At 66.3% G+C, this 25,922-nt stretch carries 24 protein-coding genes and 1 tRNA gene; 13 read left to right on the forward strand and 12 right to left on the reverse strand.

The window, feature by feature from the left end:
- Nucleotides 1-85: 85 nt before the first annotated feature.
- Nucleotides 86-1,192 (forward strand): fatty acid desaturase, encoded by a 1,107-nt coding sequence (locus tag WCL10_RS11465; RefSeq protein ID WP_336895778.1) that lies wholly within the window; start codon nt 86-88, stop codon nt 1,190-1,192.
- On the opposite strand, the gene WCL10_RS11470 is transcribed toward WCL10_RS11465, so the two are convergent.
- Genes WCL10_RS11470 through WCL10_RS11480 form a run of 3 tightly spaced genes read right to left on the reverse strand, consistent with a single transcriptional unit; the run spans nt 1,189 to nt 2,807 of the window.
- Nucleotides 1,189-1,965 carry a sulfite exporter TauE/SafE family protein gene (locus WCL10_RS11470; RefSeq protein WP_336895779.1) on the reverse strand — a complete coding sequence of 259 codons (777 nt, stop codon included), beginning with the start codon at nt 1,963-1,965 and terminating at the stop codon, nt 1,189-1,191. The genes WCL10_RS11465 and WCL10_RS11470 overlap by 4 nt on opposite strands.
- A 4-nt stretch (nt 1,966-1,969) precedes the next feature.
- Complete coding sequence (locus WCL10_RS11475; RefSeq protein ID WP_336895780.1) at nt 1,970-2,482, reverse strand: rhodanese family protein; 513 nt, start codon at nt 2,480-2,482, stop codon at nt 1,970-1,972.
- A 4-nt stretch (nt 2,483-2,486) separates the two neighbouring features.
- The gene (locus WCL10_RS11480; RefSeq protein ID WP_336895781.1) at nt 2,487-2,807 is read right to left on the reverse strand and encodes a metalloregulator ArsR/SmtB family transcription factor; all 321 of its coding nucleotides are present in this window, start codon (nt 2,805-2,807) and stop codon (nt 2,487-2,489) included.
- Between the two features lie 70 nt (nt 2,808-2,877).
- Between WCL10_RS11480 and WCL10_RS11485 the strand changes: the two genes are divergently transcribed.
- Nucleotides 2,878-3,771, forward strand: a complete 894-nt coding sequence (locus WCL10_RS11485; protein ID WP_336895782.1) for an MBL fold metallo-hydrolase — start codon at nt 2,878-2,880, stop codon at nt 3,769-3,771.
- Here WCL10_RS11485 and lptG read toward each other — a convergent pair.
- From lptG to phaC, 5 genes are all read right to left on the reverse strand, one after another.
- On the reverse strand, nt 3,755-4,855 hold the full coding sequence (gene lptG / locus WCL10_RS11490; protein WP_336895783.1) for an LPS export ABC transporter permease LptG: 1,101 nt from the start codon (nt 4,853-4,855) through the stop codon (nt 3,755-3,757). The genes WCL10_RS11485 and lptG overlap by 17 nt on opposite strands.
- Nucleotides 4,845-6,080, reverse strand: a complete 1,236-nt coding sequence (gene lptF / locus WCL10_RS11495) for an LPS export ABC transporter permease LptF (protein ID WP_336895784.1) — start codon at nt 6,078-6,080, stop codon at nt 4,845-4,847. Before lptF ends, lptG begins: the two co-directional genes overlap by 11 nt.
- Nucleotides 6,081-6,178: 98 nt before the next feature.
- Nucleotides 6,179-6,553 (reverse strand): ATP-dependent Clp protease adapter ClpS, encoded by a 375-nt coding sequence (gene clpS / locus WCL10_RS11500; RefSeq protein WP_336895785.1) that lies wholly within the window; start codon nt 6,551-6,553, stop codon nt 6,179-6,181.
- A gap of 248 nt (nt 6,554-6,801) precedes the next feature.
- Complete coding sequence (locus tag WCL10_RS11505) at nt 6,802-7,581, reverse strand: phasin family protein (protein WP_336895786.1); 780 nt, start codon at nt 7,579-7,581, stop codon at nt 6,802-6,804.
- Nucleotides 7,582-7,767: 186 nt separating this feature from the next.
- Nucleotides 7,768-9,663 (reverse strand): class I poly(R)-hydroxyalkanoic acid synthase, encoded by a 1,896-nt coding sequence (gene phaC, locus WCL10_RS11510; RefSeq protein ID WP_336895787.1) that lies wholly within the window; start codon nt 9,661-9,663, stop codon nt 7,768-7,770.
- Between the two features lie 149 nt (nt 9,664-9,812).
- On the opposite strand from phaC, the gene WCL10_RS11515 reads away from it, so the two are divergent.
- From WCL10_RS11515 to WCL10_RS11525, 3 genes are all read left to right on the forward strand, one after another.
- Complete coding sequence (locus WCL10_RS11515) at nt 9,813-11,012, forward strand: LL-diaminopimelate aminotransferase (RefSeq protein ID WP_336895788.1); 1,200 nt, start codon at nt 9,813-9,815, stop codon at nt 11,010-11,012.
- A 22-nt stretch (nt 11,013-11,034) separates the two neighbouring features.
- Complete coding sequence (locus WCL10_RS11520; RefSeq protein WP_336895789.1) at nt 11,035-11,832, forward strand: crotonase/enoyl-CoA hydratase family protein; 798 nt, start codon at nt 11,035-11,037, stop codon at nt 11,830-11,832.
- An 88-nt stretch (nt 11,833-11,920) separates the two neighbouring features.
- A tRNA-Cys gene (locus WCL10_RS11525) sits at nt 11,921-11,994 on the forward strand.
- A 186-nt stretch (nt 11,995-12,180) separates the two neighbouring features.
- Here the strand turns inward: WCL10_RS11525 and WCL10_RS11530 are convergent.
- The gene (locus tag WCL10_RS11530) at nt 12,181-12,771 is read right to left on the reverse strand and encodes a TetR/AcrR family transcriptional regulator (RefSeq protein WP_336895790.1); all 591 of its coding nucleotides are present in this window, start codon (nt 12,769-12,771) and stop codon (nt 12,181-12,183) included.
- A gap of 153 nt (nt 12,772-12,924) precedes the next feature.
- Between WCL10_RS11530 and WCL10_RS11535 the strand changes: the two genes are divergently transcribed.
- The 4 genes from WCL10_RS11535 to WCL10_RS11550 all read left to right on the forward strand — a co-directional run bounded on the left by WCL10_RS11535 (nt 12,925) and on the right by WCL10_RS11550 (nt 19,161).
- Nucleotides 12,925-15,906, forward strand: coding sequence for a DUF2339 domain-containing protein (locus tag WCL10_RS11535; protein ID WP_336895791.1), 2,982 nt, complete (start codon nt 12,925-12,927; stop codon nt 15,904-15,906).
- A gap of 82 nt (nt 15,907-15,988) precedes the next feature.
- Nucleotides 15,989-17,320 (forward strand): oxygenase MpaB family protein, encoded by a 1,332-nt coding sequence (locus tag WCL10_RS11540; protein ID WP_336895792.1) that lies wholly within the window; start codon nt 15,989-15,991, stop codon nt 17,318-17,320.
- Between the two features lie 5 nt (nt 17,321-17,325).
- Nucleotides 17,326-18,243, forward strand: coding sequence for a glutathione S-transferase family protein (locus WCL10_RS11545; RefSeq protein ID WP_336895793.1), 918 nt, complete (start codon nt 17,326-17,328; stop codon nt 18,241-18,243).
- A gap of 69 nt (nt 18,244-18,312) precedes the next feature.
- A complete protein-coding gene (locus WCL10_RS11550; RefSeq protein ID WP_336895794.1) occupies nt 18,313-19,161 on the forward strand; it encodes a thioesterase family protein in 849 nt (282 codons plus the stop codon).
- Nucleotides 19,162-19,163: 2 nt separating this feature from the next.
- Here the strand turns inward: WCL10_RS11550 and WCL10_RS11555 are convergent, their stop codons facing one another.
- Nucleotides 19,164-19,799: a 2-hydroxychromene-2-carboxylate isomerase gene (locus tag WCL10_RS11555; protein WP_336895795.1), complete on the reverse strand. Its 636-nt coding sequence runs from the start codon at nt 19,797-19,799 to the stop codon at nt 19,164-19,166.
- A complete protein-coding gene (locus tag WCL10_RS11560; protein ID WP_336895796.1) occupies nt 19,796-20,494 on the reverse strand; it encodes a glutathione S-transferase C-terminal domain-containing protein in 699 nt (232 codons plus the stop codon). Before WCL10_RS11560 ends, WCL10_RS11555 begins: the two co-directional genes overlap by 4 nt.
- A gap of 325 nt (nt 20,495-20,819) precedes the next feature.
- Between WCL10_RS11560 and WCL10_RS11565 the strand changes: the two genes are divergently transcribed.
- From WCL10_RS11565 to WCL10_RS11575, 3 genes are read left to right on the forward strand one after another with little or no spacing between them, the layout of a single operon-like run.
- Entirely contained in the window at nt 20,820-22,808 is a 1,989-nt protein-coding gene (locus tag WCL10_RS11565; RefSeq protein WP_336895797.1) for a Tad domain-containing protein, read from the forward strand.
- Nucleotides 22,808-23,428, forward strand: a complete 621-nt coding sequence (locus WCL10_RS11570) for a TadE/TadG family type IV pilus assembly protein (RefSeq protein WP_336895798.1) — start codon at nt 22,808-22,810, stop codon at nt 23,426-23,428. The genes WCL10_RS11565 and WCL10_RS11570 overlap by 1 nt, the downstream gene beginning before the upstream one ends.
- On the forward strand, nt 23,419-24,105 hold the full coding sequence (locus WCL10_RS11575) for a hypothetical protein (protein ID WP_336895799.1): 687 nt from the start codon (nt 23,419-23,421) through the stop codon (nt 24,103-24,105). Before WCL10_RS11570 ends, WCL10_RS11575 begins: the two co-directional genes overlap by 10 nt.
- Here WCL10_RS11575 and WCL10_RS11580 read toward each other — a convergent pair.
- Complete coding sequence (locus WCL10_RS11580) at nt 24,102-24,626, reverse strand: hypothetical protein (protein WP_336895800.1); 525 nt, start codon at nt 24,624-24,626, stop codon at nt 24,102-24,104. The two genes, WCL10_RS11575 and WCL10_RS11580, sit on opposite strands and share 4 nt — an antisense overlap.
- 140 nt (nt 24,627-24,766) lie before the next feature.
- Between WCL10_RS11580 and WCL10_RS11585 the strand changes: the two genes are divergently transcribed.
- Nucleotides 24,767-25,912 carry an aminotransferase class I/II-fold pyridoxal phosphate-dependent enzyme gene (locus WCL10_RS11585; RefSeq protein WP_336895801.1) on the forward strand — a complete coding sequence of 382 codons (1,146 nt, stop codon included), beginning with the start codon at nt 24,767-24,769 and terminating at the stop codon, nt 25,910-25,912.
- The last annotated feature ends 10 nt before the right edge of the window (nt 25,913-25,922 follow it).

Below are 25,922 nucleotides of genomic sequence, written 5' to 3' on the forward strand. Positions count from 1 at the left end.
TGAAAGGCTTGCCTGCGTTGGCCCGTGCCGGATTGTCAAGCCGGACGCAGCGCAGAGAAGCCTTCGGGTCAATCAGGATAACCGGATGCTTGCCTCTCCCTCTCTCGATTCGGACGCTGCGCCTGATCCGCAGATGGCGCGCGAAGCGTCCGGAGAGGCCTCGATTCTGGCGCGCACGCCGGATGACAAGGCAATGCTGCGCGCCGCTGTCGAGCTGACGCGCGATCTGGGCGAGGCGAAGCCGTCGGTGTTCTGGCCGGATATGCTGGCGTCAGCGCTCACCGGCTATGCCGCTTTGGCGGGGACGATTCTGGCCGGAAACGTTTGGGTGGCGGCTATGCTCGGCCTGATCTCGGCGCTCGCGCTCTACCGCGCACTGCTGTTCATCCACGAGCTGTCGCATATCCACAAGAACGCGCTGCCGGGCTTCCGCCTTGGCTGGAACCTGCTTGTCGGCATTCCGCTGCTAACGCCCTCGTTCATGTATGAAGGCGTGCACCCGCTGCACCATGCGCGCACGCGCTATGGCACAGTGGAAGATCCGGAATACCTGCCGCTCGCGCTGATGAAGCCGTGGTCGCTGCCTGTGTTCCTGCTGACCGCGCTGCTGCTGCCGGTGGCGCTGCTGGTGCGCTCCGCCGTGCTGGTGCCGCTGGGCGCGGTACTCCCGCCGCTGCGCCGCCTGGTCTGGGCGCGGGCCTCTGCGCTGGCGATCAACCCGGCCTTCAGCCGCCGCCCGCCCGAAGGTGATTTCGCGCGGATGGTGTTCTGGCAGGAAGCAGGCGCAGCTGCTTGGGCGTGGTTCCTGCTGGGCTGGTCGGCGACGCATGGCTGGCGCCCGCTGCTGATCGGCATTGCGGTGATCGCGCTCGGCGCGGTGCTCAATCAGGCACGCACGCTGGTGGCGCATCTGTGGGAGAACGAAGGCGAGGCGATGACGGTGACGGGGCAATACCTCGATTCCGTCAACGTGCCGCCGCCGGGTTGGGTGACGGTGCTGTGGGCACCGGTCGGCCTGCGCTACCACGCGTTGCATCACTTGCTGCCGAGCGTGCCCTATCACGCGCTGGGTGAGGCGCACCGCCGGCTCAGCGCGGAACTGGGTGCGGGCTCCACTTATGCAAGGTCCAGTTATGCCGGGCTGTTCCCGCTGCTCGGGCGGCTGGTGCGCAGCACGATGACTGCGCGCTAGCGCATCACTGCCACGTAGATCCCTACCGCGATCACCAGCACCGCAAAGCCGCGCTCGACGATGCCGCGCCGGGCAGCGAGGTAACGCGCGCCGGCAAGGCCCAGCGCCGCACCACCAAGGCCGCCCATGACGAGCAGCGCGACCAGCGGCCAGGCCACAAGACCCGAGAACGCATAGGACGTGGCGGTCGTGGCCCCTAGCGCGGCGACAACGACCAGCGAGGTGCCAGTTGCATTGCGCATCGGCATTGCGGTCGCCGCGATCAGGCCGGGCACGATCAGGAATCCGCCGCCGATCCCGAAAAAACCCGCCAGCAGCCCGGTGCCAAAACCTATGGGGATGAGCCGGGGGAGCAGTTGCCCCGCGCTGGTGCGGGTGAGGCGGACGTCGGCGTGCTCTTCGCCCCGGCGCGGGCGCAGCATGGAGAGGCCGACGCCGATCATGAGGAGGCCGAAGAGTAGCAGTAGGCGGCGCCCGTCGAGCGCCTTGCCCACCTCCGCGCCGATCGCGGCACCGAAGACGCCCGAGACCGCGAAGACCCCGGCGCAGCGCCACTTGACCGTGCCGGCGCGGGCATGGCCGGCAAGGCTGACAAGCGCGTTGAGCGTGACTGCCACTGCGCTTGTCCCGACCGCTGCATGGGCCGAACCGACGCCCACGCCGTAGACGAGCAACGGAGTCATCAGGATCGATCCCCCCGCGCCGAGCCCGGCAAGGATCAGGCCGATAAGCCCGCCACTGCCCAGCGCCGCGAGGATCATGGCGAGTTGCATGGGCTCAGGTCGCCACGCGCCGGTTCCAGGGCATCATCGCCAGCAGCTTGGCCATGCCGCACCAGCCGGTGCTGCCGGCAAAGAGGAGGCCCGCGCCGACAAATGCGGAGAGCCCCAGGAAAGCGGGCTGAACCACAAGGCCGAGGACCACGCCGATCACGACCAACGCACCGGCCGTGATCTGCACCTGGCGCATGATCTCGAGCGGGGCCTTGCTGTTGTCGGCCACCGGCAGTCCCGCTGCGCGCCAGGCATCGAGCCCGCCTTCGAGCAGGTAGGCAGGGCAGTCGCTGGCAGCGGCCAGCAGGGCCGCATTGGCGCCGGTGCGCATGCCGCTGCGGCAGTGATAGACCACGGCCGGAGCGTCGCCGACGCGGCCAAGCGCATTGATCGGGCGGTTCTCGGCGCCCGGAATACGGGCGCGGGCGTGTTCGTCGGCGCTGCGGATATCGACAAGCCTTGCGCCGTCCGTGATCAGGCGGTGGGCCTCGTCTGGGGTGATGGTGGGCAGTGTCATCAGGTTAGTCCTTTGCACAATAGAGCTGGTAGAGCGTGGCGAGCAGGGCCTCGATCCGGGGATCGGCAAGGCGGTAGCGCAACACCTGCGCCTCACGCGTGAAGGCGACGAGCCCGTCCTCGCGCAATCGGGCGAGGTGCTGCGAGAGCGCGGATTGCGAGAGGCCGACGCGCAGCGCGATGTCCCCCACCTTCATCTCGCCCGCCTCGGCGAGCGAGCAGAGCACCATGAGCCGGTGCGGATTGGCGAGTTCGCGCAGGATCGCGGCTACCGTGGAGGCGTTCGCCTCGAACGCGGCTATGTCGAGGGGAGGGTGGATCGTCATACCGACCTGTATATCAGGGATTGCTAATTTAGCAAATACTAATATAAAGACCCATGAAAGGACCCCCGACATGCCCGATGCACCTGAAATCCTTGTCTTCTTCGATGAACCGACCCAGACCGCGAGCTATCTCGTGGCCGACCCGGCAACGGGCAGCGCGGCGGTAATCGACCCGGTGCTGGACTATGATGCCGTATCAGCCCGGATCAGCTCGGCTTCGGTCGAAGCCATCATGGCGGCGGCTGAGGAGCGCAGCTGGCGCATCGAGATGGTGCTCGAAACCCATGCCCATGCCGATCATCTCAGCGGAGCGAAGCTGATTGCCGTGCGCACCGGGGCGTGGATCGGCATCGGAGCTTTCATCACGAAAGTACAGGACGTCTTCAGGCCGATGTTCGGGGCGCATGATTTGCTGCCGGATGGCGGGGACTTCGACCGGCTGCTGCATGATGGCGATGTCTTGCCGCTGGGCAACCTTGCCTTCACGGTGATGCACACGCCGGGGCACACTGCGGCCTGCATCAGCTTCGGCATCGCGGATGCGGTGTTCGTCGGAGACACGCTGTTCATGCCCGACTACGGCACCGCGCGGACCGACTTTCCCGGCGGCGATGCCCATGCGCTTTACCGCTCGATCCGCCGCCTTCTCGCGCTGCCGGTCGAGACGCGGATGTTCCTGTGTCACGACTACAAGGGCCCGGGCCGGACGGACTTTGCGTGGGAGACCACGGTCGGCGCGCAGCGGCGTGACAACGTGCACGCGCATGATGGCATCGATGAGGCAGCCTTTGTCGTTCAGCGTCAGGCACGCGATGCGGGTCTCTCGCCCCCGAAGCTGCTCCTGCCCTCGATCCAGGTAAACATCCGCGCCGGAAGGATGCCGCCTGCCGAGGCGGGGCTGGGACCGGTACTGCGTCTGCCGCTCAGCGCCGGTGATCCGCTCGCCGCTACTCTTCTGTCCTGACGAGCACCGTCTCGCCGATGAGGAAGAACAGGAAGAACGGTGCCCAGGCGGCGAGCAGCGGCGGGTAGCCGCCGAAGTTGCCCATCGCGAGCGCGGCATTGTCGACGACGAAATAGGCAAAGCCGAGCGCCATCCCTATCACCGCGCGGATAAACAGCATGCCCGAGCGCGCGAGGCCGAAGGCGGCGACCGCGCCGAGCAGCGGCATGAGCAGCGCGGAAAGCGGGCCAGAGAGCTTGTGCCACCATTTGCCCTCAAGCTCGCTGGTGCGGTACCCGGCTCCGCGGATCGCGTCGATCGATAGCGAGAGGCGGGCGATGGATTCCCCATCAGCATCGGCTTTGCGGATCACCACTTGTGCGGGGTCGACTCCCTTGGCGAAGACCTGCTCGGCGCGATAGGTCAGGCGCCGCGCGCTCTGCACGTCAAAGCCGGAAGGGCTGGTGAAATGCCAGCCGGGCTTCGCGTACCGCGCTTCGGGCGAGCGCACGATCTCGATCACCATGCCGCCGGCATCGCGGCGATACCAGCTGACATCGCGCATGCGCGTGGCCATGCCCAGGCCCTCGACCGAGCGGGCGAAGAGGATATTGGTCCCGTCCTGCAGCCAGACATTGGTCTTCACCGCGCTGTCGCGCGGGATCGCGCCGTAGTCCACCGCCTGCCAGGCCTTGAGCGTGGCGGACGAGCGCACGACGACGCGCTCGTTGAACGCGAAGGTGACGAGCGAAGTGATCGCGGCAACGAGGAACAGCGGCGCCAGCACCTGATGCGCGGAAAGCCCGGCGGCCTTGAGCGCGATAACCTCGCTGTTCTGGTTGAGCGTCATCAGCGTGATGATCGTGGCGAGCAATACCGAATAGGGCAGGAAGCGGCTGATCAGCTGGGGTATGCGCAGGCCTGCATAAGTCAGGAGTTCGCCCTGCCCGTTGCCGGGGGCGGCGAGGATGCGGCCGCTTTCGCTAAGCAGATCGAGCATCTGCAGCACGAGCACCAGCATGAGCAGCACGGCGATGATCCGCACCGCGAACAAGCGGGCGATGTAGAGCGTGACAGTGCGCGAGGGGAAGAACTCAAACTGCATCGCTGGCCTCCGCCGAGGGACCGGCAAGGCGCGGCTTGCGCGTGGCGAACAGCTTCATCACGCTGCGTGAAAGCTTGGCAAAGCCGGTTTCCAGCGCGCCGATCGGCTGGCCGCCGGGCACATAGGCAAGGCGCCAGTACATCGCCACGATCAGCGCGGCAAACAGCGCGAAAGGCCCCCACAGCGCGAGCGTGGGATCGACGCGGCCAAGGCTGGAAACGTCCTGCCCGTATTCGTTGACCTTGTGATAGGCCACCACCATCACGATCGAGACGAACACGCCAAGCGCCGAACTGGAGCGCTTGGGCGGCACGGCAAGCGCGACGGCGAGCAGCGGCAGCAGGAACATCATCGCCACTTCGACTAGGCGGTAGTTGAGGCTGGCGATGCTCTGGTAGCGGGCGGCCTGGGTCGAATCCTTGCTCCAGCCGATGCGCAGGAGTTCGGGGAGGAAATACTCGCGGTCACGCTCGCCGCGGCTGCGGAACTGCTCGATCTTGGGCAGGTCGATCGGCAAGTCGTGCGTCGCGAAAGTCAGCACGCGGGGCGAATTGATGCCCGGCCCGTCCTGCACGATCTGGCCTTCGGAGAGGCGCAGGATCACCGTATCGGGGTTTTCCTTGTTGGCAAAGAACTGCCCCTCGCGCGCGGAGATGACGAGGACCTGACCGTCTTTCGAGGCGATGCGCGCGAAAATGCCGCGCAGATCGCGGCCCTCGTCGCGGCTTGCGTCGACGCGCAGAGCGGTGCGGTCCTGCAGCGTGTTGAACTCGCCCACCTTGATCGAGGCACCCAGCGCGCCCGAGCGCAAGTCGAACTGCAATTGCTCGTAGTAGTAGCGCGAGAGGGGCTGGAGATAGCCGACGATGAGCAGATTTAGCGCGGCAAGCACCACGGTGAAGATATAGGGCATGCGCAGCAGGCGGGTGTAGGAGAGGCCCACCGCGCGCATCACATCGAGTTCGGACGACGTCGCCAGCCGCCGGAATGCAAGCAGGATGCCGAGCATCAGCCCCAGGGGAATCGCGAGGCTGGCATATTCGGGCAGGAGGTTGGCCAGCATCTTGAAGACGACGCTGACCGGGCCGCCTTCGGTCGCCACGAAATCGAACAGCTTGAGCATCTTGTCGAGCACGAGCAGCGACGCGGCGATCACGAAGACCGCGCACATCGGCACGAACACGAGCCTGGCGATGTATCTGTCGGTGGCGTTAAGGAAGGGCAAGGGCTGGGCGGCTCGCTGGACCGGAATGGTGCCTCCGGTTAGCCCGGTTCACAGGCGGGCGGAAGCCGAAAACGCCGGGGCAAGCGGGCAGGCGCGAATCACGCCTTTTCGAGCGTGCATTGCAGCGGGTGCTGGTTCTGCCGCGCGAAATCCATGACCTGATTCACCTTGGTCTCGGCAATTTCGTAAGGGAAGATCCCGCAGACGCCGACGCCCTTCTGGTGGACATGGAGCATGACCCGTGTCGCCTGCTCGAGGTCCATGTGGAAAAAGCGCTTCAAGACCATCACGACGAATTCCATCGGCGTGTAATCGTCGTTGAGCATAAGCACCTTGAACATGCTAGGCTTCTTGGGGCGGGTGCGCGTCTTGGTGGCGATGCCGACCTGGTCGTCGTCTCCGCCGCCCGGACCCTTGGGCTCGTCATCCCCTGCCGCGCGGACCGGGCGCACGGCGCAGGAGAGCGTAGACATCGCAAATGCGGCAGGGCCCTCTGAGGCGCTGGGATCGGATTTCTGAACCATGGCGTGTCCTGAATATCGCATCGCACCGACCCGCGTACAAGAGGGGGGTGCAAACTTGGCCCCAAAGTCCGGCTGAGGCGACCGCTTCTCAGCGCAAATGCTTGCAGAAACGGAAACGGGCCGGGCGGGGTTAAACCCGACCGGCCCGCAGTCCGTCTAGTGTCTGCCCGCGCCGCGGCGTGGGCAAACCGCGCCGATCAGGCGGCGTGCTTGATCTTTTCAACCGCGAGGCTGACGCGGTTCGAGATCGGCTGGAAAGCCTCGCTGGCGAGCTTGAGCATGGCTTCGCTGTTCTTCGAGGTCGCGGCCATCGCGGCGTCGAACTGCTTGCGCATCATCGCGTTCTGCTTTTCGAAGAACTCGGTCGGCGACTTCACGGCGGCCAGTTCCTTGATCTCGGCAGTCATCGTTTCGACAACCGACTTGCTCTCGGCGACATAGCTCTTGCCCATTTCCTGCAGGCCGCTGGCGAGGATCTTGGTCGATTCGACCACGGCCTCGACGTTGCCCTTGGTGAAGGCGCCCATGTCGCCCAGCGCGGCCTGGCTCTTTTCGAGCGCGGCCTTCGCCTTGTCGGCAGCGTCCTTCATTGCGGTCTGGATGGTCTCGGTCATTTCGGTGGTGGTGGTGGTCATGATGCTAAAATCCTTCTGCTTGGGGGCCGCACTCTTCGAGGAGGCGGTCGTGGTCTTGGTCTTGGTAACGGGGGTGATCGCCGTGGCGACGGGCTTGGGCGCCGGCTTTGCAACCGGAGCCTTGACCTTGCGGACCGGCGTGGGAGCCGGAGCCGCTGCAACGGCAGGCGCTGTCACCTTGCGGGGACGGCCGGGCTTGGCCTTGGGCGTGGCTTCAGCAACCGGTGCGGCCACCACTTCCACGACTTCCGGCTGCCCGAGCGGCTCGGCCGGGTGGACCGCCGCCTCGGCGATCGGCGCCGCGCTTGCTGCGGGTGCGATGTCCTTGACTTCGTCTTCCATGGTCTGACTGCTCCTGCGCCGGGCACGCCCCATCCACACAATCCAAGAGTTTGGATCAGTAGAGGACCGTGCTGCAGTGCACAAAATAGGCATCTGCAGGCGCGAGGTCAAGTTTTATTGTGCAGTGCACCATCAAACAAAAGTGCCCGAAAGTCCGGGGGCATCGCGGTGCCGGCAGGGCCCGGTTCAGCGGGTCTTCACATAACGGCCCGGCGCGTCCTCGATCACCGGGTCGCCGCGCCCTCCGGGTACGCGTTTGCCCTTGGCGGGGATGGTCGTGCTGTCCTGCATGCGGATCCACTCGATCCAGTCCGGCCACCAGCTACCCTTGGTTTCGCGCGCCCCGGCGACAAATTCGCTGAGCGTGGTGGCCGGGCCGTCGTTGCGCCAGTACTGGTACTTGCCCGCGTCCGGCGGATTGACCACCCCCGCAATATGGCCCGACCCCGCAAGCACGAAGCGCCAGGGGCCCGAGAGCAGCCGGGTGAGTTTCCAGACGCTTTCCGCCGGCGCGATGTGATCCTCGCGCCCCGCCTGGATGTAGCAGGGGGTGGCAACAAGATGGAGGTCGATCGGGGTGCCGTCGATCTCCAGCGAATCGGGCATGACCAGCCGGTTGTCGCGGTAGAGGTCCTCCAGATAGGCCTTGTGCCACTTGGCGGGCAGGTTGGTCGTGTCGCCGTTCCAGTGCAGCAGGTCGAAGGCGGGATAGTCCTCGCCAAGCAGGTAGTTGCTGACGACGTAGTTCCAGATCAGATCCGGCCCGCGCAACAGATTGAAGGTGGCCGCCATGTAGCGCCCGTCGAGGTAGCCGTCGGTCACCATGCTTTCGAGCAGCTTGATCTGGCTGTCGTCGATGAAGGTCTTGAGGTCGCCCGCCTTCTCGAAATCGACCTGCGCGGTGAAGAAGGTGGCGGAGCGTACCTTGTCCGCCTCCCCGCGCCGCGCCATCAGCGCCAGCGTTGCCGCCAGCGTGGTGCCGGCCACGCAGTAGCCGATCGTATGGGTCTGCGGCACGCCGAGCCGCTCGCGCACCAGATCGATCGCCTCGACCTGAGCCAGTACGTAGTCGTCCCAGACGATGTCGGCCATCGAGGCATCGGCCGATTTCCAGGAGACGACAAAGACAGTGACACCCTGCTCGACCGCCCAGCGGATGAAGCTTTTCTTGGGGTTGAGATCGAGGATGTAGAAGCGGTTGATCCACGGCGGGAAGATCAGCAGCGGCACTGCGAGCACATCCTCGGTCGCCGGGCTGTACTGGATCAGCTGGTAGAGCGGGGTTTCGTAGACCACTTTGCCCGGGGTCACCGCGATATTGCGGCCCAGCTCGAAGGCCTCGGGGTCGGTGTGGGTGAGCTGACCCTTGCGCAAGTCTGCCAGCAGGTGCTCGGCGCCTTTGACGAGGTTTTCGCCGCGGCTTTCCAGCGTGCGCTCGATTACCACCGGGTTGGTCATCGGGAAGTTGGCCGGGCTCAGCGCATCGACCACCATCTTGGTGAAGAACTGCACTTGTTGCTGGCGCTCGGCCGGCAGACCCTTGACCTCCGCGGCCATCGCGGTGAGCCGCTCGGAGAGCAAGAGGTAGGTCTGATGGACCAGCGCGAACCAGGGCTGCTCGGCCCAGCGCGGATCGGCAAAGCGGCGGTCCTTGCGCGGCAGCTCCGCCGGATCGGCGGCCTTGGCTGCCGGGCCCATGCCGTAGCGGCCCAGCACCGTGGTCCAGAGCTCGAGCCCGTCTTCCCAAAGCTTCGCCTGCGTTTCAGCCTGCGAGAGCGGCAGCGCGGCATACCAGTCGCCGAACAGCGATGTCCAGCGGGCCAGATCGGCCATGCGGGCGAGCACGGGTTCGACTTGTCCGGCTTGCTCGGCCCCGTAATCGAGCCACATCTTCTGCAGCTTCGCCGCCGACATTGCCCAATGCTGGAGATCGGCCGGGTCGGGCGGCGGAGTTGCGGCGGTCGGCAGGAACGGAGCGAACAGCGCCTGCACCGCCTCGCCCTGCTGGCGCATCAGATCCTCGATGACCGCCCCGTCGAGCGGGCTGTCTGGCGTCTGGGTAGGGCTTGCGGGTTCGGCCATGGTGCTCTCGTATCCCTTTGCGCGTGAATGCCCCTATAGCGCCGATCGCGCCGCTTGTGAGCCCTTCCGGTTCCCATGAACGGGCGATTGTCGTAAGGGGCCGGATGGCGCGGTGCTTTTGCCGGGCCAATGGAGTGAGTAACCCTGTCGTGACCGAAGAATTCTACCGCATGAAGCGCCTGCCGCCCTATGTCATCGCCGAAGTGAACGCGATGCGGGCCGCCGCGCGCGCCCGCGGGCAGGACATCATCGATCTCGGCATGGGCAACCCCGATCTGCCGCCGCCGCCGCACGTGATCGAAAAGCTGTGCGAAGTGGCGATGAAGCCTGATGCGCATGGCTACTCCGCGTCCAAGGGTATCCCAGGCGTGCGCAAGGCGCAGGCGAATTACTACGCGCGCCGCTTCAACGTGGAGCTTGATCCCGAGACCGAGGTCGTGATGACCATGGGCTCGAAGGAAGGGCTCGCCAGCCTTGCCACCGCGATCACCGCGCCGGGCGATGTCGTGCTCGCGCCCAATCCCAGCTACCCGATCCACACCTTCGGCTTCATCATCGCTGGCGCCACGATCCGCTCGGTGCCGACCACGCCCGATGAGCGCTACTGGGAATCGCTTGACCGCGCGATGCGCTACAGCGTGCCGCGCCCCTCGGTGGTGATCGTCAACTACCCTTCGAACCCCACGGCCGAGACTGTCGATCTTCCCTTCTACGAGCGCCTCGTCGCCTGGGCGCGCGAGAACAAGGTCTGGGTGCTTTCGGACCTTGCCTATTCGGAACTCTATTTCGACGGCAACCCGACGCGCTCGATCCTCGAGGTGCCGGGCGCGAAGGATGTTGCGGTCGAGTTCACCTCGATGTCGAAAACCTTCTCGATGGCCGGCTGGCGCGTGGGCTTTGCGGTGGGCAACAAGCAGCTCATTGCCGCGCTCACCCGCGTGAAGTCCTACCTCGATTACGGCGCCTTCACGCCGATCCAGGCCGCGACCTGCGCCGCGCTCAATGGCCCGCAGGACATCGTCGAGTCGAACCGCCTGCTCTACCAGAAGCGCCGCGACGTGATGGTTGAAGCCTTTGGCCGCGCCGGGTGGGAGATACCTTCCCCACGCGCTTCGATGTTCGCATGGGCCCCGCTGCCGCCGGCGCTGCGCGAGATGGGCAGCCTCGAATTCTCGAAGCAACTCCTTACCCACGCCGAGGTCGCGGTCGCGCCCGGTGTCGGCTATGGCGAGGACGGCGAGGGCTACGTGCGCATCGCCATGGTCGAGAACGAGCAGCGCCTGCGCCAGGCCGCGCGCAATATCCGCCGCTATCTTTCCAGCATGGGCGTCAACGCCAGCGCGGCATGACCTTTGGGAGCAGGACAGACCGATGAAATTCCACGACCGCGTCAGTGTGACCATCGCAGATCACGTCGCCCATGTCCTGCTCGACCGGGCTGACAAGATGAATGCGCTCGATGATGCCATGTTCGATGGGATCATCGCCGCCGGCAGCCACTTGCACCAGGCCAAGGGCGTGCGCACGGTCGTGCTTTCGGGCGCGGGGCGTTCGTTCTGCGCGGGGCTCGATCTTTCGAGCATGGGGCGCACCGACCGCTGGGAAGGCGGCAGCCTCGTCGACCGCACGCACGGCAATGCCAATCGCGCGCAATATGCCGCGATGGTCTGGCGGAACCTGCCCATGCCGGTGATCGCGGCGGTGCACGGGGTGTGCTTCGGCGGCGGGCTGCAGGTGGCAAGCGGCGCGGACATCCGCTTCATTGCCCCCGATGCGCGGCTGGCCGTGATGGAAGTGAAGTGGGGCCTGGTGCCAGACATGGCCGGCTATGCCCTGTGGCGCGGCAATGTGCGCGACGATGTGCTGCGCGAGCTCAGCTATACCCACCGCGAATTCTCGGGCGAGGAAGCGGTCGGCTTCGGCTTTGCAACACATGTCGATGCCGATCCGTTGGGCAGGGCAATGGCGCTGGCGCAAGAGATCGCCGGCAAGAGCCCGACCGCCGTGCGCGGCGCCAAGCTTCTCTCCAACCGCACCGCGCACATGGACGAGGACCAGATCCTCATGGCCGAAAGCAAAGTGCAGCACGAACTGATGTATTCGCGCAACCAGGTCGAGGCGGTGAAGGCGGGCATGGAAAAGCGCGCCGCCGATTTCATCGACCCCTGAGCAGGCCAGCGGCGCCGCAGGGAAAGAATCCCGTTGCGGGCGGCCCGGCGCTCGGCTAACCGCCCCGTTCCACGCTGATGCGCATCGGGGCCCGATGGCGGAGTGGTTACGCACCGGACTGCAAATCCGTTTACGCCGGTTCGATTCCGGCTCGGGCCTCCATTTCACCATTTGAAGACGTCCAATGGCGTCCGGTAAATGGCTGTTTTCCAGCATTTTTCCTGATATACTTTTCCACGTCGGTGCGTGGTCGATCCGTCCGCATCCGGGACCATTGATGGATGGCATCCCGGTGCTGGACGCAAAAAGTCCATCAATATCGGTAGCCGCAAACCGCGAGCCGCCGCCTCAGGTCCGACGCGCCAGCGCATCGGACACCCGTTCAAGCGCCGCGCTAAGAGGGTCGCGTTCACCCAGAATGCGGAACGTGCCGTTGAGGGTGAAGAAGCAGTGGCCGTGCACCGTGGCCAGCAGCGAGCGGGCGAGCGGTTCGGCTTCTGCCGTGCGCGCTTCGGGCAGGGCGCGGGCTACCTCGCGCGTCACGATGCGGACGATCGCGGTGACCTTCTCCAGATAGTCCTCGGGCGGCGCGATATCGTCGGGCAGGCGAAAGTCGTAGAGCGCGGCCCAGGCGTGGCGGTGGACCACAGCGAACTCGAAATAGGCATCCACAGCCAGCTTGAGGCGGTCGCCCCCAGCGCCTTCGAGCCTGCTTTCCAGATAGTCGCGCCACAGGTCGAGCGTGCGGCCGTTGATCGCGGAGATCAGCTCGTCGTAACTACCGAACACGTTGTAGATCGTACCGATCGAATAGCCGATCCGCTTGGCCACCTCGCGCGCGGAGAAATGCGCGAAGCCGACGTTTTCCATCTGCCGGTGGCCTTCGGCGATGATGATCTCGCGCAGCTCCGCGCGGCTGTGATCGGACCGGCGCCCCATCTCCTGCCTTCCTTCTTGTGCGATGCCGGTGCGTATGGGCACTCTGCGGTTGAGGGCGGGCATAGAGTGGAAATTGAACACTGTCTATTATTTTTATTGAACAGTGATCATTTTAGCGTTAGGCCGTAAGCGTCACATGGGGGATTCGTCCGGGTGTTCACATTCATCGCCTATATCGCCATCGCCGCCCTGGCCCTGCAGCTTGCCGATACGCGCCGCCAACTAAGGCGGGCCGAGGAGACTCTGCTGGAGGCGGCCAAGCGGATCGGTGCGTTGCAGCGCCATGCCGGACTTCTGCCGCCAAAGCCCGGCGAAGTGGTCGATCCGGCTGCTTGGCGCCCCGCCGCCGCGCCGGAGGCTCCGCCGCCTACTCCCCCTGTGGCGTCGGCTCCGGCGCCAGCGCCGGAACCAAAGCTCGAGCCTGCTCCGACACCTCGTGAGCCGGCTACGGCCGCCCATGCCGCCCCGGCCCCGGCTCCCGTTGCACGCTCTGCGCCGGAACTCGAACCAGAACCCGCTGTCAGCCTTGCCACGCGTTTCGAAGTGCTCTTCGGCAAGCAACTGCCGATCTGGGCCGGCGGCATAACGCTCGCCATCGCCGGTGTGTTCATCGTCAAATATGCCATCGACGCCGGCTTCTTTGCGCGCATCTTCACCCACGGCGTGCAGGTGATCGCCGGGTTGCTCTTCGGCACCGGGCTGATCGCCGGGGCGGAACTTGCCTGGCGCAATGAGGATCGGGTGCGCGACAGCCGTGTGCCGCAGGCGCTTTCTGGCGCGGGGCTCGCCACGCTCTATGCCAGCGTGCTCGTCGCGGCGAGCGTCTATCATCTGATCGGCCCGGCGACCGGATTCCTCGGCCTTGCCTTGACCACCGCCGTCGCACTGGCGCTGTCGCTGCGCTTCGGTGCGCCGAGCGCGGTGCTCGGCCTCATCGGCGGGCTGGTGGCGCCGACGCTGCTCGGCGCGGGCGATCCCAATGTGCCGCTGCTCACCATCGATCTTGCGCTGACGGTGGGCGGACTCGTCGGGGTCTCGCGAATGCGGCGCTGGCCGTGGCTCGCGCTGGCCGCGCTCCTCGGCGGGGCGAGCTGGAGCCTATGGCTGGTGCTCGGCGCCGGCGCGCTCGATGCGCTCTCCGCGCTTTCAACCGGCGGTCTTGTGCTCGTGCTTGCGCTTGCCCTCCCGGCGCTGACGCTCGACGGACCGCGCCGCGCGTTGCTGCGCAGCGCCTCGGCCGGGGTGGGCGCGCTGCAACTGGCGATCCTTGTCGCGATTGGCGGTTTCGTGCCGCTGCATTGGGGCCTGTTCATCCTGATCGCGGCCGCCGGGCAAGTGCTCGCCTGGCGCGACCGTGGCTTTGCCATGGTGCCCCCGATCAGCCTTGGCCTGTCGGTGCTGCTGCTGGCCTTGTGGCCCGCCCCGTCGGTGGGCTGGTTTGCCTCGATCGGCCTCGCGCTCGCCGTGATCCACGCTGGCCCGCTACTGGCGCGGCTGTGGCAGACCGCCGGCGATTACAAATCCGCGATCGAGCTTTCCGCTCTCGCCCTGGCGGCGCCCGCGCTCGTGTGGCTGCATTTCCCCTTGCTGGCCGATGCGGCGCTGGCCGGGATCACGATCGGCGCGGCGCTGCTGCCTGCCGCAGCGCTTGGCCTTGGCTGGCGCAAGAAGGAGCGGGCGGAGGACCTGCGCTTTGCCGGGCTGACCGCGGTCATGGGGCTGCTGCTGGCCGTGGCAGGCCTGCTGCTGGCGCCGCACTGGGCCGCGCCGCTGGTCCTTGCCGCGCTCGGCCTCGGTCTACTGCAGTTCGGCCAGATCGCGCGCGATCGCTGGGTCGAACCCGTCGCGGCGGTGATGAGCCTTGCCAGCCTGCCCGCGCTGCTGGCCACATCGCCGGCCGGTGCGGAACTGCCCCGCCTGCTGCAAGGCGCAGATGGCCTGGCACCCGCGCAATCGCTGCTGCGTTGGGGCGGCCTCGCGCTCCTCGTGCTTGCCTTCGCGCTGCGTTTGCGCGGGGCCTCGCTGCAGCGCGCGGCGCAGGCTCTGGCGGCGCTGCTCGGCTACGGCCTTGCGGCGCAAGTCCTGCCCGCCAGTGCGCTGGTGCTGGTCCCCGCCTTCGCCGGGGCCGGACTGCTGCTGGCGATGCAAAGGGTGCCAGCAGCGCGGCTGCTCAGCCCCGCCGCCACCTTTGCCGCGCTCAGCCTCGGCTGGGCAGCATGGCCCATGGCGATCTGGGGCATGAAGGGGCTCGAATCGATTTCCGGCCTGCCGATGCTGATCGATGATCCGATGCTCGCACCGGGGCCGGTGCTGCGGCGCCTTCTCGTGCCTGCGCTGGCGCTCGGCAGTGCGCTGTGGTTGCAGCGTGGCCGCCTTGGTCCGTCCGCGGTACGGGCCGGGCTGATCGGCAGCGGACTGGTCGGCGGGATCGCGGTTCATGTGCTTTACCGGCTCGGCTTTGCCAACGTGTTCGGCGCGGATTTCACCGCGACCGGACTGGCCCAGCGCGCCCTCTGGGAAGGGCTGCTGCTGGCTGCAGGCTGGGCCATGCTGCAACGGGCGCGACTGGACTTTGCGCGCGCCCTTCTGCTCGCTGGTACAGTCCATGCGCTGGTCTACACGGACGTTCTGCATGACCCCCTGTGGAGCGCGCAAGCAGTCGGCGCATGGCCGCTCGTCAACCTGCTCGCGCCTGCCTTTGTGATGGTGCCGCTTGGTCTTGCGCTGTTCGCACGGGCCTGGCCCCAGCGACCCGCCGCATTCGAACGGATCTGCCAGTTCGCGTGGATGGGGTCGGTTGGCCTGTTCGGCTGGGCGACGCTGCGCCAGGCTTTCCACGGCAGCCTCCTGATCGAACCCGGCGTGCTGCCGGCGGAGAACATCCTGCGCTCTCTGCTCCTGCTCGTGCTGGCGATCGGCTTCCTGTTGTGGGGCATCCGCCAGGCGCGTCATGATTGGCGGATCGCCTCACTGGTGCTGATGCTCGGCGCTGTGGGCAAGGTGTTTCTGTTCGATGCCTCGGGGCTGGAAGGCCTGCTGCGGATCGGCTCGTTCGTCGCGCTGGGCTTCAGCCTGATCGGGATCGGCTGGCTCTACAGCCGCCAGCTGGCCAAGGGCGGCGCGGACGAGGGGTAAGCCGGTGGCCCTTTGGCCCCGCTTGCCTCACCCTGCGCAATCTGGAACACCGATTCCAGCGCGAAGCCCGCAAGGAACGTTCATGTCTGCCCTGTCTCCGTTGCAGCAGAAGATCCACAGCCAGAAGGCCGACAATCCGGCGATGTATGGCGCGATCGACTTTGCGCTCGTGCCCGAACGGCTGCTGCGCGGCGATCCGGCGGCCAGCGACCTGCGCGGGCGCTGGGCGCGTGATGCGGCGCGGCTTCAGGCCAACACGGCGCTGATCGAGCGCATGGAAGCCTATACCATGCTCGGCGATACGGTAGCGGACCCCTATGCCGCGCTGATGCCGCAGCTCGGTTTCCGCCCGCTGGTCGACATGCTGGTCAAGGCCTGCGACGCCGGTCTCGAGGCGGTGCCGGACGCGCCGGAGGAACTGCACCGCTTCATCCGCGCGATGGAGGCGCGGCCGGCCTGGGTCGACATGAAGCTCGTCGAGGAGGGGGCCCGGCTCCAGCGCAATGCCATGGCGCATTTCGCGCCCTGGGCGATCCGCGGCGGGTTTGTCGCAACCTTCATGAACAAGTATGCCGCGCTGCCCATGGCGCTAACCGGTACGCTGTCAAACGCCACCGCCGCGCGGCGCATCAAGGAAACCGCGACCTTCTTCGGCACCAGCACCTTGCCCGGCGCGCTCGAACGCTTCGGCCCCGGCTTCAAGGCGGCGGCGATGGTACGCCTGATGCATTCGATGGTGCGCTTCAACGTGCTTTCCCGGGCGCGCTGGGACCAGGCGGTCTATGGCATCCCGATCCCGCAGGTGGACCAGATGCCCGCCGGCCTCATCAGCGACTTCTTCCTTTCGACCAAGGCGCTCGGCGAGCGGCGCACCCGCTTCAACGCCGAGGAGCGCGCGCAGGTCGAGCTCAGCCGATATCGCTGCTTCCTGCTCGGGCTGCCCGAGGACCTGCTGGCCGACACCCCGCAAGGCATCGTCGACAACTGGAACGCGCGCATGGTCACCCTGCGGCGCGGGTTCGACGATACGACCTGCGGCGAATTGCTGCGTGCGACGATGGCGGCGGACCTCGGCGATCTGAGCACCCCGCAAGGGCGGCTGCGCGAACAGTTCGAGCGCAGCTTTTCGAAGATCTACTTTCTCGAGAACTTCTGCGACGGCAAGGAAGCGCGGGCGCGCGAGTATGGCGTGGACATCGAACCGGGCGACCGCATCCGCGCGGGCCTGGTCGGTGCGCGGGTCATGGCCGGGATCAATGCCCATCGCCTCGCGCGGCAGCTGCCCGTTATCGACACGCTGGCGGACCGGCTGCTTGTCGGCAAACTGAAGCGCTATCTCGGCACGCTGGGCCACGCCGAATTCACCACCGATGCCAGCAAATACAAGCCGGCTACGGCAACCAGAACGGCTTGAACACCATGACCGGCATTATCCTGCACGAGTACGGTTCCTCGCCTTTCTCGGAAAAGATGCGCATCTGCTTCGGCATCAAGGGGCTGGCGTGGTCGGCGGTCGATCAGCCGGTGATCATGCCCAAGCCCGATCTCGTGCCGCTCACCGGCGGCTACCGGCGCATCCCGGTGATGCAGATCGGCGCGGACATCTACTGCGACAGCGCGCTGATCGGGCGCGAGCTGGAGCGGCGCTTTGGCGGCCCCTCGCTTTATCCCGCAGGCTCGTCCGGCTTTGCCTCGGCGGTGGAGCAATGGTGCGACAAGGGACTGTTTCAGGCGGCGGTGATCGCCATTTTCGGCACGCTGGGCGATCAGGTCGATCCCGCCTTCGTCAAGGACCGCGAAGCGCTTTCCGGCCAGCCGTTCAACATTCCCGCGATGAAGGCCATGGTGCCGTTCGCACTCAGCCAGATCCGCGCGCACATCGCGCTGCTGGCGGATCATCTGGCCGATGGCCGGCGATTTCTGGAAGGCGATGCGCCGGGGCTGGCAGATGCGGCGGCCTACTACAACTTCTGGTTCATCTTCAATTTCTGCCCGGTGCTGGTCGATAGCCTGATGGAAAATGACGGGGTGGACGACTGGTACGGCCGCGTTACCGAGATCGGCCATGGCGCGCGCGCGGTGATGACCCCGGCCGAAGCCATCGCCATCGCGCGTGATGCAGAGCCCGCGCCCACAACCGTCCTGCCCGCCGACGCGGAGCTTGCCGGTCGCCGCGTGCGCGTTGCCGCCACCGACTACGGCTGCGATCCGGTCGAGGGCATTCTCATTGGATCGACCCGCAGCAGTGTGACCCTGCGGCGCGAGGTTGACGGGATCGGCACTCTCGCCGTCCATTTCCCCCGCCTCGGCTTCCGGATCGAGCGCGCCGGCGACTGAGCCCCGCAATTCGTTCGTTGACCAATCGGCTGCGCGTGGCATGGCCGCGCGGCGCAGTTTGGAAGACAGATGACCTCGCCCGTTTCCGCTCCCGATGGCTTCTTCGTTGTAGAGGCCGACCGCTACGTGCCCACTCGCCACAGCCGGGGCTACTGGATGCCCGGCTCGCTCAACGGTGCCGCCGTCGCCAGCCTTCTGGCCGCGGTGCTGGAGCAGCGCCATGTCGAGCCCGGCTGGATTCCCGTGCGCTTCGTGGTCGATCTGCTCGGCATGGCGCGCGACGAGCCGCTCGAGGTGTCGACCCGCGTCGTCAAGTCAGGCGGCCGCCTGCGGCTGGTTGAGGGCGAGATCGTGCAGGGCGGCCAGCTGGTCGCCCGCGCGTCCCTGCAGTCGCTGCGCGAGACCGAGGCGCCGGCGAACCCCACATGGCAATCCGCCCCCTGGTCAGCGCCGCATCCCGAGACAGTGGCGGCGGCATCATGGAGCCCGGCTTTCGAGATCAGGCCGCTGCCGCCCGAAGCGGCGCGCGTAACGCGTGCCCCGCTGCCGCCCGGCGATGCGGCGCAGTCGAACATGCCGGTGCTGGGCCCGCTCGCTCCTATCGCCAACCGGCAGACCTGGCTGACGGTAAGGCGGACGGTGATTGCCGGAACCCCGCACACCCCGTTCACGCGGCTCGCCACGGCGGCGGATTTCGCCAGCCCCTTCTCGCACAGCAGCGAGACGGGCATCGACTACGTGAATACCGACTTCACGATCTACCTTCACCGCCTGCCGGTGGGGGAATGGCTCGGCTTCGAAATGGTCGGCCACAGCGCCCGTGCCGGGATCGGCATCGGCGAATGCTGGGTGCACGACGAGGCGGGTCCGCTTGGCACGATCAACGTCTCGGCCCTCGCGCAGACCCGGCGCGGCTGAGGTCAGGCTTCCAGACCCTCCGCCCCCTCCGGCGCGGCGAGGCGCTGCAGGACCAGCGGCAGCTGGTCGTTGCCGAAATAGAGGAAGCGGCCATCGACGATCAGCGTGGGTGAGCCGAAGGCGCCGCGGTCGATCGCTTCCTGCGTGTTCTCGCGCAGCCGGGCCTTGCAGGCATCGCTCGACGCCGCCGCGCGCAGGGCTGCGCCGTCAAGGCCGCAGGCATCGGCGATCCGTTCAAGTTCCTCCGGCTCGTCGATATTGCGCTGCTCGGTAAAATAGGCCTCGAACGCGGCTTCGCTGAAGCGCAGCAGGGCTTCCGGATCGTCTTCCAGCGCGCAGCAGAACCGCATGGCGTGGACGGACTTCACCGGGTGGTGCGGGGAAGGAAAGTTCATGGGCAAACCGGCAAGGCGCGCCCATTCCTTCAGCCAGATGAAGCTGCGGCGGAAGCGCGGATCATCGGGGTTCTGGCGGCTTTCATAGACCCGCTGGTTGACCGCGTTGAACACTCCGCCGACCAGAAACGGCCGCCAGCGCACGGCCACATCCATGCCAGCGATCGCCGCCCGAAAATTGGCAAAGGCGATCCGCGTCCACGGAGAGGACAGATCGTAGAAGAACTCGACGCTGCGGCTCATGGCTTGTCCTCCGTTATGCCGAACAGCACGCGGCGCGCTTGCGCATCGTCTTGCGGCCGCCGGTTGATCCGGTCGCTGCCCACGTCCATGCCCCGGCGCAGGGCGGGCCGCTGCTTGAGCCGCTCGTACCAGCCATGCAGCGCGGGAAAATCGGCAAGGGGAAGCCCCTGCGCCTTCCACGTCCGGATCCACGGGAAGCAGGCCATGTCGGCAATCGAGTAATCCTCGCCCGCAACATGGGGCTCGCGCGCCAGTTGCCGGTCGAGCACACCATAGAGCCGCAAGGCCTCGGCGCGGTAACGGTCGGTGGCATAGGCGATGCGTTCCGGGGCATAGAGCCGGAAGTGCCCGTGCTGGCCGAGCATCGGGCCAAGGCCGCCCACCTGCCAGAACAGCCATTCCATCACCTGCTTGCGTCCCCTGAGGTCGGCCGGCAGGAACTGGCCGGTCTTTTCGGCCAGGTAGAGCAGGATCGCCCCGGTCTCGAACACCGGGATGGGCTCGCCGCCATCGGCGGGCGCGTGGTCGATGATGGCGGGGATGCGGTTGTTGGGGCTCACCGCCAGAAAGTCCGGCGCGAACTGCTCGCCTTTGCCGAGATCGATCCAGCGGACGCGGTAGGGCAAGCCGCATTCCTCCAGCATGATCGTGATTTTCCAGCCGTTGGGCGTGGGTGCGCTCAGCAGTTCGATCATGGCCGCACCCTCCCCGGTTGGCTTGTGCCGTTGATGGCCTCCCCGTCAGCTATATCGGGCGCGGCGCGCGAGGCAACATGCGGCGTGGTCTCGGCACTCCACAGGTTGAGCCGCATTTACCATCGGCACGCCGCTCTTAGGGACAACTGCGTAGGGCAGCGGCGCGCTTTTTTTCGTCAGGTTTACGATTTGGAAGGCGATCCCGCCGCATGGACGCAGCGTGGGGCCCCCTCTGTGCCCGCCGCCAGGCAGTTTCGGCCGGGCAGCAGCGCAGGGTCAGGGTCCCGGTCTCCTTGAGGCCAGTCTGTTGAAGGAACATCGCCACATGTCGCGCCAGTCGAATGCAATGGGAGGCAAACTCGGCGCCCACGTGCGATCGCTGATCGTCGGCCTGCTGCGCGATACGGCGGGCAACACGTTGGGCATCGCGCTTGCCACGATGATCCTGCTCGTCAGCCTTGCGGGCAGCGGGACCGACATGGCGCGTGCCTACATGACCAAGACAAGCCTGCAGAACGCCTGCGACGCGGGTGTGCTGGCAGGGCGCAAGGCCATGGCGACTTCGGGTACCTACGGCACACCGGAGACGGCGAAGGCGAACAAGATGTTCAACTTCAACTTCAACCCGAACGCCACCAACGCAAACTCGATCACCTTCAACACCTCCTCCACCGGCACCGGCGCGGTGAGCGGGACGGCGACCACCGTCATGCCGACGGTGGTCATGGGCATTTTCGGGTTCAGGACGATCACGCTGACCGTGGCGTGCAGCGCCGAACTCCAGATGGCGAGCGCCGACGTGATGTTCGTGCTCGATACCACCGGCTCGATGGCCTGCGACCCCAACGGGACTGACTGCGACAGCGACTCGACCTCGAAGATCATGGGCCTGCGCCAGGCGCTGCGTGATTTCTACAAGACCGTGGCGGCCGCCGTGGTCGACAAGACCAACACGCGCATCCGCTTCGGCTTCGTGCCCTATACCACAACCGTGAACATGGGCGCGATTGTCGCGGCCGGGCAGATGCCGACGAGCTATTTCGCCAATACCCAGCCCTTCCAGACCGCGCTCGCGAACTTCAACACGCCGGTCTATATTCCAACGGTCGGCTCGCCGGTGGCCAGCACCGAGACTTACGGCTCGAACATCACGCAGACCCAGTGCAACAGCTACGGGGTGAACAACTATCCCAGCGCAGGCAGCAACCCTGTGAACTCGGGCGGTCCGGCCCCGACCGCTACCGTCCAAACGACCTATTCGTACAAGTCATGGACCAAGGTCGGCACAAGCACGAGCACTGTCGGCACTTGCGTGCGCAACAAGTCGGTGACGACGACGACCTATGTCACGCGCTACCAGTTCACCAACTGGACCTTCAAGGCCGCAACGATCAACGTGAGCGCGTTCAAGGGCATGGGCAGCGTGCCGGTCGTGACCGATATCGCCTCAAATGCGACGGTGCCCAACCAGGGCACCTATGACATGCCCTCGCTCGCCGCGCTCAATGGCACCACCGGTGTGACCGGCCTTACCACGACCAATGCCCAGTGGGATGGCTGCATCGAGGAACGCCAGACCGCGCAAAACCTCGCCATGAACCCGGTGCCCAGCGGCGCGACCGATCTCGACATCGACTCGGTGCCTACAACTGATGCTACGCGGTGGAAGATCTACGAGAATGATCTGCTGTGGTATCGCGGCAGCACCAATACGACCTCGCGCACCGAAACCAGCCTCCAGAGCGACACCTACCGCGAGAATGCGCAGTGCCCGCCGCGCGCCAAGCTGTTCACGGACGTCGACACGTCGGCCCCGACTGTCGTGCCGACCTGGCTCGAAACCTACATCACCACGCTGGTGGCAAGCGGCAGCACCTACCATGATATCGGCATGATCTGGGGTGCTCGCCTCGGCAGCCCGACCGGGATCTTTGCCAGCAACGTGACTGTGGATTCGACGAAGTATCCCTCGGTCAGCCGCCACATCATCTTCATGACCGACGGCGAGATGGCACCGTCCACCACATCCTACAGCGCCTATGGCGAAGAGCTCTACGACAACCGCGTGGCGCCCTCGGGCACGTCGAATTCCACGCTGACCAATTATCACAACAACCGCTATCTTGCGGCCTGCACCAAGGCCAAGAACCTCGGCTATACGGTGTGGGTGATCGGCTTCGGCCAGTCTCTGACGACGCAGATGACCTCCTGCGCCACCGCGGGCCGCGCCTACTACGCGAGCGATACCACCGCGCTCAACAACACCTTCAAGTTCATCGCCGGCCAGGTGGCCGACCTGCGGATCAACAAGTGATGGCCCCCTCCGCTCCAGCCGGGCGCCCAGCCCGCCTCACGTTCCGCCGCCTGCTTCGCGATCGTCGCGGCGTGAGCGCGGTGGAGTTCGGTTTGACCGCACCGATCCTGTTCCTGGTCGTGTTCGGCACGCTTCAGATTGCGCAGGCCTATTACGTCAAGACAGTACTCAACGGTGCGGTGAATTCCGCGGCGCGCAAGTCCTCGTTGCAGAGCGGCCAGACCGGCTCGACCTCGCTCGACACACTCGTCTCGAAGATGATCAAGTATGTCATGCCGACGGCGAACGTGACTTTTACCCGGAAGAACTATTCCGAGTTCTCCGCGGTCGGGATGCCGGAAGACTTCACCGACACCAACAAGAACGGCAAGTACGACTCGACCGAGTGCTTCGTCGACATGAACGCCAACGGGGTGTGGGACTCCGACATGGGCAAGTCCGGCCTCGGCGGCGCGAACGACGTCGTCGTCTACACGGTCACCGTCTCCTACAAGCAGTGGTTCGGTTTTGCGAAGATGTTCGGCCTGCCCGAGAACCAGACCATTCCTTCCACCACCATCCTAAAGAACCAGCCCTTCGCCACGCAGGCGAGCCGCTCGGGAACATCGGTATGCCCGTGACCGCAAGTCCTTTGCTGGCTCCCGCCACCGCTTTCGGCCGCGTCCGTGCGCTCTGCACCCGCTTTGCGCACGATACCGGGGCGACCAGCGCGGTCGAGCTCGGTCTTGCCCTGCCGTTCCTGATGGGTCTCGCGCTCACCGGGGTGGAAGTCGTCAGCCTCGCGCTTATTCACGTCAAGCTCAACCAGCTTGCGATCACCGTGGCCGACAATGCCAGCCGCGCGAAGCAGACGCAGGTCAACGGCGCGCCCCAGTTCCGCGAATACGATGTGAACCAGGTTTTCCGCGCCGCCGCGCTGCAGGCGGAGGATCTCGACATTCCGAACAACGGCCGAGTCATCCTCTCCAGCCTGCAGGTCAATTCCTCGAACGGGCAGTGGATCGCGTGGCAGCGCTGCTGGGGCAAGAACACCTGGGCCTCGCGCTATGGCGTGCAAGGCACCGGCGCCACCGGCACCGCGTTCAAGGGTATGGGCTATACCTCGACCAAGATGACCGCCGATACCGGCACCGCGATCATGTTTGTCGAGATCGCCTACAACTACAAGCCGTTCTTCCTTGGCAGCATTCTTCCGGCCAAGCTCATCCGCAAGGAAGCCGCGCTCTATGTGCGCGACGACCGCGACCTGACGCAGATCTACAACCCCTCGCCCACGCAGACGGTCGCGAGCTGCTAGGCCGCAGGCTCGGCTGACGGCGCGGGAACGAACCGGCTGATCGCCCAGGCCACTGCGCCGAACCACAGCGCGCCGAGCACCACTGCAAGGATCGCCTGGCGGAAATCCTCGCCCTTCTGGATCACCGGCGCGTTGAGCACGGTGATGAACAGCATCGTGCTCTGGTTGCAGAAGAACGCCGCGCGCCCCGCCACGACGAGGAACACTGCGCCGATCATCAGCAGCAGCGCGAGCGCGATGATTGCGGGGCTGCCCTGCATTGTGCCGGTCTGCAGCAGAAAGCTCATCCCTGCGCCGGTGAGCGCCCCTGCCAGCGCGGCGGGCAGGGCCTTGAGCGAGAGCTCGTGCAGTGCCGACCAGGCCCAGAGGAGCAGGAAGCCAGCGTAGAGCGGCACGACCTTTAGCCATGCGCCCAGCGCGACGAACCCCGCGATCACGACGATCACGCCAAGGGTGACGATGGCCGCCTGCCCCAAAGGCATGGGGGCAGCAGGCGCGGCGGCGCCAGCGGTGGTGGACATGACAGGGCTCTCCCAAAGTGCCCGGTGCGGATGGCCCGCCCGGATCTGGCGCAAGGCTCGCCTGCGGCCCAGGCAATGTCAACCGCGCGGGGGTGTGGGCGGACTTTGCCCCGTGCGGTCACGGTGCTAGGCCCCTTCCCATGATTGCGCATCTCGACCCCTTCCTCGCCATTTCCATTTCCGCGCTCGCCCAGCGCCTTGTCGCGGAGGGCCGCTCCGTGATCCGCATGGAGTACGGCCAACCTTCGACCGGCGCGCCCGCCGCCGCGCTCGCCCGCGCGCGCGAGGTGCTGGACGCGGAGGACAAAGGCTATTGGGAGAGCCCGGACCTGCTTGCCCGGCTGGCCCGCCATGTGACCGAAACCACCGGGGCGGCGACTGCGCCAGAGCAGATCGTGCTGACCTGCGGTGCCTCGCCGGCGCTGGTCATCGCGCTGTCGCTGCGCTTCGGGCCGGGTGCGCGCGTCGCCATCGCGCGGCCGGGCTATGTCGCCTATCGCAACACAATGCGCGCGCTGTTCATCGAGCCGGTGGAGCTGCCCTGCGGTCCCGAGGTCGGCTACCAGATCACCGCCGCCGCGCTCGCCGCGCTTGATCCCGCGCCGGACGGCGTGATCATCGCGAGCCCCGCCAACCCCACCGGCACGGTCATCGTGGCCGAAGAGATGGCGGCGATTGCCGAAGTCTGCCGCGCGCGCGGCATTCGCATCGTCTCGGATGAGATCTATCAGGGCATAACCTACGGCGCCCCCGCAAGCTCGATGCTTGCGTTCGAACCCGATGCGATCGTGGTCAACAGCTTTTCCAAGTACTTCAGCATGCCCGGCTGGCGGCTCGGCTGGCTGGTGGTGCCGCCCGACCAGGTGGAGCCCGCAAGGGCGCGCATGGGCAATCTGTTCCTGACGCCGCCCACGCTCAGCCAGCATGCCGGGCTCGTCGCGCTTGATTGCACCGATGAGCTTGATGGCCACGTGCGCACTTATGCGCGCAACCGCGACTTGTTGCTGGCGGCGCTGCCCGCCATGGGCCTTGCCCGCATCGCCCCGCCCGACGGGGCGTTCTACGTCTACGCCGATGTCGGCCACCTGACGGACGACAGCATGGCCTTCTGCATCAGGCTACTGGAGGACACCGGGGTTGCGACCGCGCCGGGGATCGATTTCGATCCGGTCGAAGGGCACCGCTTCGTCCGGTTCAGTTTCGCTGTCTCGACCCCGCTGGTCGAGGAAGCCATCGCGCGGATGGTGCCCTGGTTCCAGGCGCAAGGCGCGGCCGCGCAGGGCTGACACGAAAAAG

Origin of the sequence: Novosphingobium sp., assembly GCF_037133355.1 — a bacterium.
Classification (GTDB): Bacteria; Pseudomonadota; Alphaproteobacteria; order Sphingomonadales; family Sphingomonadaceae; genus Novosphingobium.

Bases quoted from the DNA above. Each gene is read 5' to 3' on its own strand.
- WCL10_RS11465 (WP_336895778.1), top strand. From the start codon at position 86: ATGCTTGCCTCTCCCTCTCTCGATTCGGACGCTGCGCCTGATCCGCAG.
- WCL10_RS11470 (WP_336895779.1), bottom strand. From the start codon at position 1,965: ATGCAACTCGCCATGATCCTCGCGGCGCTGGGCAGTGGCGGGCTTATC.
- WCL10_RS11475 (WP_336895780.1), bottom strand. From the start codon at position 2,482: ATGACACTGCCCACCATCACCCCAGACGAGGCCCACCGCCTGATCACG.
- WCL10_RS11480 (WP_336895781.1), bottom strand. From the start codon at position 2,807: ATGACGATCCACCCTCCCCTCGACATAGCCGCGTTCGAGGCGAACGCC.
- WCL10_RS11485 (WP_336895782.1), top strand. From the start codon at position 2,878: ATGCCCGATGCACCTGAAATCCTTGTCTTCTTCGATGAACCGACCCAG.
- lptG (WP_336895783.1), bottom strand. From the start codon at position 4,855: ATGCAGTTTGAGTTCTTCCCCTCGCGCACTGTCACGCTCTACATCGCC.
- clpS (WP_336895785.1), bottom strand. From the start codon at position 6,553: ATGTCTACGCTCTCCTGCGCCGTGCGCCCGGTCCGCGCGGCAGGGGAT.
- WCL10_RS11505 (WP_336895786.1), bottom strand. From the start codon at position 7,581: ATGGAAGACGAAGTCAAGGACATCGCACCCGCAGCAAGCGCGGCGCCG.
- phaC (WP_336895787.1), bottom strand. From the start codon at position 9,663: ATGGCCGAACCCGCAAGCCCTACCCAGACGCCAGACAGCCCGCTCGAC.
- WCL10_RS11520 (WP_336895789.1), top strand. From the start codon at position 11,035: ATGAAATTCCACGACCGCGTCAGTGTGACCATCGCAGATCACGTCGCC.
- WCL10_RS11530 (WP_336895790.1), bottom strand. From the start codon at position 12,771: ATGGGGCGCCGGTCCGATCACAGCCGCGCGGAGCTGCGCGAGATCATC.
- WCL10_RS11540 (WP_336895792.1), top strand. From the start codon at position 15,989: ATGTCTGCCCTGTCTCCGTTGCAGCAGAAGATCCACAGCCAGAAGGCC.
- WCL10_RS11545 (WP_336895793.1), top strand. From the start codon at position 17,326: ATGACCGGCATTATCCTGCACGAGTACGGTTCCTCGCCTTTCTCGGAA.
- WCL10_RS11550 (WP_336895794.1), top strand. From the start codon at position 18,313: ATGACCTCGCCCGTTTCCGCTCCCGATGGCTTCTTCGTTGTAGAGGCC.
- WCL10_RS11555 (WP_336895795.1), bottom strand. From the start codon at position 19,799: ATGAGCCGCAGCGTCGAGTTCTTCTACGATCTGTCCTCTCCGTGGACG.
- WCL10_RS11560 (WP_336895796.1), bottom strand. From the start codon at position 20,494: ATGATCGAACTGCTGAGCGCACCCACGCCCAACGGCTGGAAAATCACG.
- WCL10_RS11565 (WP_336895797.1), top strand. From the start codon at position 20,820: ATGTCGCGCCAGTCGAATGCAATGGGAGGCAAACTCGGCGCCCACGTG.
- WCL10_RS11570 (WP_336895798.1), top strand. From the start codon at position 22,808: ATGGCCCCCTCCGCTCCAGCCGGGCGCCCAGCCCGCCTCACGTTCCGC.
- WCL10_RS11575 (WP_336895799.1), top strand. From the start codon at position 23,419: ATGCCCGTGACCGCAAGTCCTTTGCTGGCTCCCGCCACCGCTTTCGGC.
- WCL10_RS11580 (WP_336895800.1), bottom strand. From the start codon at position 24,626: ATGTCCACCACCGCTGGCGCCGCCGCGCCTGCTGCCCCCATGCCTTTG.
- WCL10_RS11585 (WP_336895801.1), top strand. From the start codon at position 24,767: ATGATTGCGCATCTCGACCCCTTCCTCGCCATTTCCATTTCCGCGCTC.